The following is a 10,343-nucleotide window of genomic DNA, read 5'->3' as shown; positions in this document are numbered from 1 at the left end:
CCCGGTCGTACTTCTTCCGCTTCTCTGGCATCTCGATCCTCATTGTCGATGCCTCTACGGTCCGGGGGGAACCTCAAGGAGCTGCTCGACGCGTGGACGCAGCGGTCGCCCCTCCCATGGGACCCCCGCGACACCGAGCCCGTGGCCGACTCCGTCTGCTACCTCTTCTCCGACCTGGCGCGAGCCGTCACCGGCGAGATCCTCCACGTCGACGGCGGCTACCACGCCATGGCCGGCCCCCTGAGGCGCTCCGGTCGGGAGTGAGGGGCCGCTGGACGCAGGATTCTGCCTTCCTGCGTCCAGCACCGAAGGATGCTGCGTCCACGACGGGATCCCGTCACGGACGCAGCATCCTTCGCCTCCTCAGTCACGAACGCAGAGACGTGCGTCCGCCCCCGGCTCATCCAGGCAGCAGGTGTCCCGCGGGGCGCGATGGCGCACGATGGACTGGTGCTGCACCATCTCGACCACCTCGTCCTCACCGTCTCCGACATCGACGCGACGGTCCGCTTCTACGCCGACGTCCTCGGGCTGGAGGCCCGGACCTTCGGCGGCGGACGGACCGCGCTCCACGCGCCGGGCTGGAAGATCAACCTGCACGAGGCTGCGGCGCCGATCGAGCCGCACGCCGCCGCTCCGACCCCCGGCTCGGCCGACCTCTGCTTCGTCGTCGACCGCACCCTGGAGGAGGTCGAGCGGAGACTGGCCGACGCCGGCGTGGCCGTCGAGCTCGGTCCGGTCGATCGCACCGGCTCCTCCGGTCCCCTCCGCAGCGTCTACGTGCGCGACCCCGACGGCAACCTCGTCGAGCTGTCCGTCCCACACGGGGAGCAGGGCGCGTCCTGAAGGATGCCTCGCCCTGAGCGGTCCGGGGACGAGCGAGGCGCGGCGGACGTCAGCGCCCGTCGACCTCGAACCACCGGCGGTTCTCGGACACCTCCGTCGGCGAGCACTCGGTCAGGCGGTAGGCCCGGGTCGGACCTTCGCGTGTCTCGAGCTCCTGGGGCTCTCGGCGTCGGGGGTCGACGAGCCAGGCGGCCTCGACATCGCTGCCGAGGATGAGATCCTCGCGGTGCCAGACGTCGTCGGGATGCTCGCCCAGCACGTAGTCGACGTCCCACCACCACTCGACGGTCGGCTGGCGCCACGGTCGCCACGGCGTGCTCAGGAAGACGGGAGCCCGGCGCAGTCGGGCCATCCCCGCCACCTCGCCGTCCAGGTGCAGCCGGAGGAAGATCTCGCGAGCTCGGGGATCGGACGACGCCACGAGCGCCTGCATCGACGACCAACGGGCCTTCCTCTCTCGGATCCACACCGCGACGAGCACTCCCGCCGACACGCTCACCATCGGGAGGAGTGCGGTGTCGAGAAGAGGCGTGCCGGTCAGGACGTCCAGAGTCATGAACGAGCCGAGCACCGACTCCCCTCCCCGATCCTCTGGCGCGATGCGCGCAGGCGCCTCGAACCCGACCTCACGCTCCGCGGCGATGGAGCTGGCGCTGACCCCGACTGTCGACAGGATGCTGCATCGCCGTGCACGGCACCAAACGATGCTGCGTACACGACGGGATCCCGTCACGGACGCAGCATCCTTGGTCACGTCGCACACGAACGCAGAAGCGTGCGTCCGCCCCAGCACCGCGCCCCACGACGCCCCTAGCCACGACGCCCCTACTCACGACGCACAGAGGCCCGGAACATCCTGAGATGCTCCGGGCCTCGTCTGCGCGCCCGTAGGGATTCGAACCCCAAACCTTCTGATCCGTAGTCAGATGCTCTATCCGTTGAGCTACGGGCGCACGTCCCGAAGGACAGCGAAGAGTCTACGGGACGGCCCTCCACGTCGCGCAACCGGGGCCGTCGCTACGCAAAGACCTTCCCGGTCCACCGACATCAGGTGTCTGTTTGATGAATCCGCCCAGGAACGAGGAGCGCGACCACTACGGTGAGCGCAGCCGCCCCGTCGCGGGGCACCGTGGAGAGAGAAGGACCCATGACCAGCAGTCGTCTGGCGCTGCCGGCGCTGTGCGCATCCGCCGCGCTCGTCGCCGGCACCGTCGGCCTCGTGGCCGCGCCCGCCCAGGCCGAGCCGACCGACGCCCCCTCGTCGTCCGCCGCGTGCGAGACCTACCCCGCCGACCAGCTCGAGGAGGGTCAGGAGGTCACCGGTCTCACCACCGCCGGCGTCACCCCCGGTCGCCCGTCGTCGAAGGTCGAGCCGGAGTCGTTCACGGGCACCTACCTCGACACGCTGAAGAGCGACGACGGCGACACCCTCGTCTTCGACCTCAAGGGCTCACGGATCACCAAGGCCGACGGCACCATCGACGCCGGCGTCTGGTCGGGCATGTCCGGCTCGCCCGTCTACGCCGCCGACGGTCGCCTCATCGGCGCCGTCGCGTACACGTTCGGCAGCACGCAGGGCTCCTCGATCGCCGGCGTCACGCCCGCGGCGAGCCTGCAGGCCCTGCGCGCCAACGGCGGCCAGGCACCCACCAGCATCCGCCTGACCACCCGCGAGAAGAACCGCCTCGTCGCCGCCGGCGCCGACCGCGGCGAGCTCGGCACCGGCGCCCGCAGCATCAAGCCGGTCACCGCCATCACGCTGCCCAGCAGCCTCGCCAGCGGGTACGCCACCATCGCCAAGCGTGCCGGCAGCAAGGCCGCCACGGTCGTCTCCGGCAGCAACGGTGGCGCGGCCGCCGACGCCCCGATCGTCGCCGGTGGCAACCTGGCCGTGGCCGACTCCTACGGGTCGATCGGCTTCTACGCGCTCGGCACCGCGTCGCTCGTGTGCGACGGCGACGTGGTCGGCTTCGGCCACCCCATGGAGTTCGCGAACGCCCAGCGCACCCTGCACAACGCGTCGACGGCGCTGATCCAGGCCGACGGCGGCGAGTCCTACAAGCTCGCCAACCTGGGTGCTCCCCAGGGCACCCTCCTGCACGACGGCCTGGCCGGCGTGTTCGGTCGCCTCGGCGCGCTGCCGCTCACCACGACCGTCAGCTCGACGGCGTCGTCCGACGGCAAGCCGGCGCGCACCTACCTGTCGTTCGTCCCCAACCCGGACGCCCTGCCCGCGATCGCCGCCACGCACGCCTTCCGCGACGCCGCGCTCGCGCAGGACCAGCTGGCCGGTGGCGAGTCGCTCGTGACCTGGACGGTCAAGGGCACGAGCACCGTCAACGGCAAGCCGGTCGAGATGCGCCGCACCGACCGCTACAGCCGCCGGGACTTCCTCGCGGAGTTCGTCGGCACCGGCGTCGCGTCGAACGTCGAGGCACTGCAGGACAACCCGTTCTCGAACATCGACGTCACCGACGTGACCATCGACGACACCCTCACGTCGCCGTACAAGGCGCTGAAGGCCACGGCCGTCGAGCGCTACGACACGAAGACGCGTCGCTGGGTGAAGCTGCGCGAGGGTGGCACGATCACCGCCACCAAGGGCCGCACGATCAAGCTGCGCATCACCCTCGACCGCGCCAACCGCTGGTCGAAGGCCACGAAACGGTACGTGACCACCGAGGTGCGTCCCGCGTCGACCGCGATCGGCACCGGCCGCATCGTCATCGCCGGCGGCAACACCAACGACTGGGAGGACGAGGACGAGTTCTTCGACGACTTCGCCCCCTGGGACGACGAGGAGTACTACTACGACGACGAGGACGAGCTGTCGCTCCCGGCGAAGCAGCCCACGTCGGCGCAGGGCGTGGCCGACCAGCTCGCGAACGACGTGCGCAACGACGACCTCGTGGTGTCGCAGGACTACTTCACGAAGCCGTCGAAGCGCTCCAGCAAGCGCGTGCTGGTGAACCAGGACAAGCGCCTGCGCCAGACGTCGATCGTCACCGGACTCCTGTACTTCAAGGTCCGCTACCGCTGACGCCCGCCTCATGACGACGACGGCGCTGCCTCCCCGGGTGGGGAGGCAGCGCCGTCGTCGTGGTGGCGGGCGCGCTCAGCCGGTGTTGCGCAGACCGGCGGCGATGCCGTTGATGGTCAGCAGCAGCGCCCGTTCGGTCTCCGGCGACGGAGACTCCGCGGCCCGCGCCCGACCGAGCAGCGAGACCTGCAGCGCGTGCAGGGGCGCGAGGTAGGCGTCGCGCAGCTCGAGGGTGCGGCGCAGCACCGGTGCCGACTCCAGCAGCGACGTCTGGCCGGTCACCCGCAGCACCTGCCCCACGGTGCGCTCGTGCTCGGCACGGATGACGTCCATCAGGTGCCGGGCGTCGTCGGGCACCAGCGCGTCGACGTAGGAGGAGGCGATCTCGAGGTCGGTCTTCGCGAGCGTCATCTGCACGTTCGACAGGAAGGTGCGGAAGAACGCCCACGAGCCGTACATCTCGCGCAGCGTGTCCTCGCGGCCGTCGTCGAACGCGGCCTGCAGCCCCGAGCCGACACCGAACCAGCCCGGCAGGATGATCCGCGACTGCGTCCACCCGAACACCCAGGGGATGGCGCGCAGGTCGTCGAGCCCGCCGGCACCGCCGGGCCGCTTCGCGGGACGGGAGCCGATGTTCATCTTGCCCAGCTCGTCGACGGGCGTCGCGGCCACGAAGAACGGCACCAGGGCGTCGTCGCGCACGAGTGCGCGGTAGGCCTGCTTGCCCTGCTCGGCGACGACGTCCATCGTGCCGTTCCAGCCGTCGAGCACCTCGCGCGGCAGCAGCGACGTGCGGTGCAGCGCCGACGCCTCCACGACCGCGGCCAGCGCGCCCTCGAGGTTGTGTCGCCCGAGCCCGGGCAGCGCGTACTTGTCGGAGATGACCTCGCCCTGCTCGGTGATCTTGATGGCACCGTCGAGCGAGCCGTAGGGCTGGCTCATGATCGCCTCGGCCGTCGGGCCGCCGCCACGGCCCACGGACCCGCCGCGACCGTGGAACAGCCGCAGCCGCACGCCGTGCTCGCGGGCCACGTCGCGCAGGGCGCGCTGGGCGCGGTGGATCTGCCACTGCGAGGCGGCGATGCCGGCGTCCTTCGAGGAGTCGGAGTAGCCGAGCATGATCTCCTGCAGGTCGCCGCGCGCCGCGACCACGCGACGGTACGACGGGTCCGACAGCAGCGCGTCGAGCAGCGGACCGGCCGACTCGAGCTCGGCCACGGTCTCGAACAGGGGCGCGAAGCCGATGCGGGCCACCGGCTCCTCACCGGTCAGGTCGACGAGGCCGGCCTCACGGGCCAGCACGACGACGGCGAACAGGTCGTCCACGTCGTGCGTCATCGAGACGATGTAGGTCTCGACCACCTCGGGCCCGTACGTGTCGAGCGCGGTGCGGATGGTCTCCATGAGCGCCAGCGACGCCGACGCGGCCTCGCCCAGCCGCTCGCGGTCGGCGGCCGCCGCAGCACCCAGCAACGGACGCGCGGAACGCAGCTCGTCGGCCAGCCGCTCGATGCGCTGCGGACGCTCGAGGTCGGCATACCCCGTCTCACCGACCCTGGCGTAGAGGTCGGCGAGGGCCGCGTGGTGCTTGGCGGAGTGCTCGCGGACGTCCATGGTGGCCAGGCCCGCGCCGAACGTGACGGCGGTGCGCAGCAGACGTCGGACGGCGCCGTTGCCGGTCAGCTCGTCACCGGCCGCCAGCATCGAGTCGCGCACGAGCGCGAGGTCGCGCACCAGCTCCTCGAAGCCTAGGTAGTCGCGACCGGGCTCGTGCGGGGTGTCGTCGACGAGCCGGTCGCGGGTGCGCAGCAGGCGCACGCGCACGAAGCTCAGCTTGAGGCGGTAGGGCTCGTCGGCGTTCAGGCGACGGATGGTGCTCCAGGTGATCGGCAGCGCCTCGGCGTCCTCGGCGAGGCTGTCGAGCAGCTCCTGGCTGGCCTCGACCACGCGCGTCGACGCGGTCATCTCGGTGAGCAGGTCGTCGACCATCGTCACCAGCTCGGCCAGGCCCGACGTGTGCTGCAGGTGCAGCACCTCGAGCGTCACCTCCGGCGTGACGTTGGGGTTGCCGTCGCGGTCGCCACCGGCCCACGTGCCGAAGCGCAGCGGTCGGGCCGCCGGCGCCAGCTCGACGCCGACGCGCGCGGTCTGCCGGTCGAGCTCGTCGAGCAGACCGGGCACGACCTCCGACGCGATCGAGCGCAGGTAGTAGACGGCCGTGCGCGCCTCGTCGAGCGGCTCGGGCTTGACGACGCGCAGCTCGTCGGTCTGCCACAGCAGGTCGACCAGCTCGGCCAGGCGGCGCTCGTCGGCCGCGGCGTGGGCGGCGGGACGACGCGGGTCCTCGAGGTCGCGCACGACCTCGGCGACCTTGCGCAGCAGTCGCAGCACCGTGCGCCGGCTCGCCTCGGTGGGGTGGGCGGTGAACACGGGCCGGTACTCCACGCGGGTGAGCACGTCGGCCAGCTCCTCGGCCGACAGGCTGCCGTCGGCGAGGGCCTCCTCGATGCGCCCGAAGGTGCTCGCGAGCGGTCCCTCGCTGCTCAGCGTCAGCTCCTGCCAGCGGTGCAGCTGCTCGGTGATGTTGACCAGCTGGAAGTACAGGGCGAACGCCCGGGCCAGCACCACGGCGCGCTCGGGCTCCAGGCCGTCGAGCGCCTCGCGCAGCTCGCCCGACCCGGCGCCGGGCCGTCGCGCGAGGTGCCGCACCCGCTCGACCAGCTCGAGCAGCTCCGCCCCCTCGTGACGGGTGAGCGCCTCGCCGAGCAGCGTCGTCAGCTGTCGCACCGAGGCCCGCAGCGCCGCGTGCTCCTCGTCGGACCCGACCCCTCCAGCGAAGAGGGCGACGTCGGGCTCACGGCGGTCGGACGCGAGGATCTGCTCGGTCGACCGGGTGCTGGGGGAGGTCATGGCACCATCCTGCCGCCCCGAGGTTTCTCGCGCGTGACGCCCGTCCGCCGTACGGACGGGTAGGCCCGAGAGCACGAGCTACCCTGGTCGGTGGAACGTCCGCAGGCTGACGAGGGAGGTGGTTGCCGTGTCCGGTGAACCTCCCAGTCGACGACCGCGCGCCTGAGCGCCGTCGTCGCCCCACACCCCATCACCATCGTCAGCACCGGCCCGCCGCCCCCGTGCGGCCCGCCCGGACGGAGTCCGTCATGTCCGACCGTTCCTTCACGCCCCTGCGCACCCTGACCACCCGGGTGCGCCGCCAGCACGCCGCCGACCGGTCCCCCACCGACCGCCCGACCGCCGAGCACGCGACCGCCGAGCACGCGACCGACTGGCACGCCGGACGTCGTGAGAGCCTCGTCGACAGCGCCGTCTACGTCGACGGCGACCGCGTGGCGTCGCCCCGGACGCTCGCCGACACGTACGGCGCGCTGCGCGAGCGGCCTGACGCCTTCGCCTGGGTGGGCCTGTACCGGCCCGACCAGCACGAGCTGGGGTCGCTCGCCGACGAGCTCGACCTGCACAGCCTCGCCGTCGAGGACGCGATCGTCGCCCACCAGCGACCGAAGCTGGAGCGCTACGACGACACGCTCTTCGTGGTGCTGCGCGCCGCCCGCTACCTCGACGACGTCGAGGAGGTGGAGTTCGGCGAGGTGCACGTGTTCGTCGGGCCCGACTTCGTCGTGACGCTGCGGCACAGCGAGGCGCCCGACCTGTCGGCCGTGCGTCGCCGCCTCGAGAGCAACCCCGACCTGCTGCGGCTCGGCCCGGAGGCCGTCCTCTACGCCGTGCTCGACCGGGTGGTCGACGGCTACCTGCCCGTCGTCGCGGGCCTCGCCAACGACATCGACGAGATCGAGACCGAGGTCTTCTCCGGCGACCCCCGCGTCTCGCGGCGCATCTACGAGCTGACCCGCGAGGTGATCGAGTTCCAGCGCGCCGCCGCACCGCTCGCGCGCGTGCTGCGCTCGCTGGCCGGCGGGTTCACGAAGTACCGCATCGACGACGAGCTGCAGCGCTACCTGCGCGACGTCGAGGACCACCTGACGCAGGTGACCGAGCAGATCGACGGGTTCCGCCAGCTGCTGCGCGACATCATGACCGTCAACGCCACCCTGGTGGCGCAGAAGCAGAACGAGGAGATGAAGGCGCTCACCGAGGCCAGCCTCGACCAGAACGAGGAGGTCAAGCGGATCTCGGCCTGGGCGGCCATCCTGTTCGCACCCACCCTCATCGGCACCGTGTACGGCATGAACTTCGACCAGATGCCCGAGCTGCACTGGCGTCTCGGGTACCCGTTCGCTCTGCTCCTGATGGGCTGCGTGAGCGTCGGACTGTGGGCCGTGTTCCGCCGTCGCCGGTGGATCTGACGGACGGTCAACCTCTCCACATGCTCCGCACGGCGCGTTGAGATGCGCCCGCCTCGCAGGATGCTTACCGTCGAAGCATGATTGCGGAGGAGTACCAGATCGCGTCGCCCCAGACGCGCGCCCAGCTGTGGGCGAACCTCCTGCGTCTGGAGACCCTCGGCGAGTGGAGTGCTGTCAGCCGCTGCCTGTCCACCGACACCGACGTCCTGGCGCAGGCCCAGTCGTACCTGTGCGTCCTGCAGCACCGCGACGAGGAGCTGGACGCCTCGATCGTGGTCACGAACCTCGACCCGCTGAACGAGTTCAAGCTGCGCACGGCGTCGGCGATGGCGGTCGTGAACGAGCGTGTGGTCCTCGAGCCCGACGGTCGAGGCACGCTGGTCCGCTACACCGCCGCAGCGACGTCGTCGATGTTCGGCCCGGCGGTCACGGTGTGGCTGCACGACCACGTGGCGCTCGTGCAGGAGCGGCTGACCCGCTTCGTCCAGCGCACCGACACGTACGCGGCCGACGAGTCCTGACCCGGCCCTGGCGCGGACGACGAAGCCCCGCCGCCTTCTCCAGGGGTGAGGAAGGCGACGGGGGTGGGCTCATCGTAGCGGCGTGCGGGGGTGCTGCGACAGCACCTGACGAGGTCTGTCGCGGCGGGCCGGCACCCGACCTCGCGCGCTCTGGGACGCCGAGGCGGACGTTAGGCTGCGGCCATGAAGATCGCAGTGGTGGGAACCGGCTACGTCGGCCTCTCGAACGCCGTCATCCTCGCCCAGCGCCACCAGGTGGTCGCCGTCGACATCGACGCCGCCAAGGTGGACCAGATCAACGCGCGCACGTCGCCGATCGAGGACGTCGAGCTCGAGCAGTACCTGGCCGAGAAGCCGCTCGACCTGACCGCCACCACCGACGCCGCGTCGGCGTACGTGGACGCCGCGTTCGTCGTGGTCGCGACGCCCACCGACTACGACCCGCAGTCGAACTACTTCAACACGCGCTCCGTCGAGAGCGTCGTGGCGGCCGTCGGTGAGGTGAACCCGGCGGCGGTGATCGTCATCAAGTCGACCGTGCCCGTCGGGTTCACGGCCCGCATCCGCGAGCAGCACCCGGACCTGACGATCCTGTTCTCGCCGGAGTTCCTGCGCGAGGGTCGGGCCCTGTACGACAACCTGCACCCGTCGCGGATCGTCGTGGGGGCGCGCACCCCGGAGGGCGAGGCGTTCGCGGAGCTGCTGCGCGAGGGTGCACTCGAGGACGACGTGCCGGTGCTGCTGACCGACTCGACCGAGGCGGAGGCGATCAAGCTGTTCGCCAACACCTACCTGGCGCTGCGCGTGGCGTACTTCAACGAGCTCGACACCTACGCGGCGATCCACGGCCTCGACTCGCGGCAGATCATCGAGGGCGTGGGCCTGGACCCGCGCATCGGCAGCCACTACAACAATCCGTCGTTCGGCTACGGCGGCTACTGCCTGCCGAAGGACACCAAGCAGCTGCGCGCGAACTTCGAGGACGTGCCGCAGAACCTGATCGGCGCGATCGTCGACGCCAACTCGACCCGCAAGGACTTCGTGGCCGAGGACATCCTGCGTCGCGAGCCGACGACGGTCGGCATCTACCGCCTGGTGATGAAGTCGGGCTCGGACAACTTCCGCGCCTCGAGCATCCAGGGCGTGATGAAGCGGCTGAAGGCGAAGGGCATCGAGGTGCTCGTGTACGAGCCGCTGCTGCCCGATGAGCCGTTCTTCGGCTCGGAGGTCCTGCGCGACCTCGAGGAGCTGAAGCGTCGCAGCGACGTCATCGTCGTCAACCGCCACACCCCCGACCTCGCCGACGTGGCCGACAAGATCTACACCCGCGACCTCTTCGGCAGCGACTGATAGCGACTACGCGAACTCGGGAAATCTAGCTGAACCGGTCGGCCATTCAGACCAGGTGAAGGGTGGCGACTGATCGCCCGCTGTACTCAGGTAGATCGAAATCGACGTCTCGCCATAGTCCCCCATCGACTTGCAAAGCCCCACCCCTACGCAATCGAGTGCCTCCGAAGCCTGCGCGGGCCGAAACGGGCCCTTCGTACCTGCGGTGGGGGCAGTGAGCGACTTGGCATGACGCGGTCGGGGTGAATGGGGTCGAGGCCCTCC

The 10,343-nt window shown here is 70.8% G+C and carries 8 protein-coding genes and 1 tRNA gene; 6 read left to right on the top strand and 3 right to left on the bottom strand.

What is annotated here, in order from left to right; translation table 11 throughout:
- The first annotated feature begins 48 nt into the window (after positions 1-48).
- Both AC3WRM_RS18255 and AC3WRM_RS18250 read left to right on the top strand, forming a co-directional pair.
- Positions 49-264 carry an SDR family oxidoreductase gene (locus tag AC3WRM_RS18255; RefSeq protein ID WP_492249967.1) on the top strand — a complete coding sequence of 72 codons (216 nt, stop codon included), beginning with the start codon at positions 49-51 and terminating at the stop codon, positions 262-264.
- A gap of 186 nt (positions 265-450) precedes the next feature.
- Entirely contained in the window at positions 451-846 is a 396-nt protein-coding gene (locus AC3WRM_RS18250; protein WP_492249966.1) for a VOC family protein, read from the top strand.
- Positions 847-895: 49 nt separating this feature from the next.
- Here AC3WRM_RS18250 and AC3WRM_RS18245 read toward each other — a convergent pair whose 3' ends face one another.
- Positions 896-1,402 (bottom strand): hypothetical protein, encoded by a 507-nt coding sequence (locus AC3WRM_RS18245; RefSeq protein ID WP_492249965.1) that lies wholly within the window; start codon positions 1,400-1,402, stop codon positions 896-898.
- 324 nt (positions 1,403-1,726) lie between these two features.
- Positions 1,727-1,799: transfer RNA gene (locus AC3WRM_RS18240), tRNA-Arg, on the bottom strand.
- A gap of 194 nt (positions 1,800-1,993) precedes the next feature.
- Here AC3WRM_RS18240 and AC3WRM_RS18235 point away from each other — a divergent pair.
- Positions 1,994-3,886, top strand: a complete 1,893-nt coding sequence (locus AC3WRM_RS18235; protein ID WP_492249964.1) for a hypothetical protein — start codon at positions 1,994-1,996, stop codon at positions 3,884-3,886.
- A 75-nt stretch (positions 3,887-3,961) separates the two neighbouring features.
- Here AC3WRM_RS18235 and ppc read toward each other — a convergent pair whose 3' ends face one another.
- Positions 3,962-6,796: a phosphoenolpyruvate carboxylase gene (ppc, locus tag AC3WRM_RS18230; RefSeq protein ID WP_492249963.1), complete on the bottom strand. Its 2,835-nt coding sequence runs from the start codon at positions 6,794-6,796 to the stop codon at positions 3,962-3,964.
- Positions 6,797-7,044: 248 nt separating this feature from the next.
- Between ppc and corA the strand changes: the two genes are divergently transcribed.
- The 3 genes from corA to AC3WRM_RS18215 all read left to right on the top strand — a co-directional run bounded on the left by corA (position 7,045) and on the right by AC3WRM_RS18215 (position 10,079).
- The gene (gene corA, locus AC3WRM_RS18225) at positions 7,045-8,208 is read left to right on the top strand and encodes a magnesium/cobalt transporter CorA (RefSeq protein ID WP_492249962.1); all 1,164 of its coding nucleotides are present in this window, start codon (positions 7,045-7,047) and stop codon (positions 8,206-8,208) included.
- A 77-nt stretch (positions 8,209-8,285) separates the two neighbouring features.
- The gene (locus AC3WRM_RS18220) at positions 8,286-8,729 is read left to right on the top strand and encodes an SRPBCC family protein (RefSeq protein ID WP_492249961.1); all 444 of its coding nucleotides are present in this window, start codon (positions 8,286-8,288) and stop codon (positions 8,727-8,729) included.
- Between the two features lie 183 nt (positions 8,730-8,912).
- On the top strand, positions 8,913-10,079 hold the full coding sequence (locus tag AC3WRM_RS18215; RefSeq protein ID WP_492249960.1) for a nucleotide sugar dehydrogenase: 1,167 nt from the start codon (positions 8,913-8,915) through the stop codon (positions 10,077-10,079).
- The last annotated feature ends 264 nt before the right edge of the window (positions 10,080-10,343 follow it).

This window comes from Aeromicrobium sp. EU05-FHT14F07, assembly GCF_058790455.1.
Note: the sequence above shows the minus strand (reverse complement) of the source record. Positions and strands in the feature narration are given on the sequence as shown.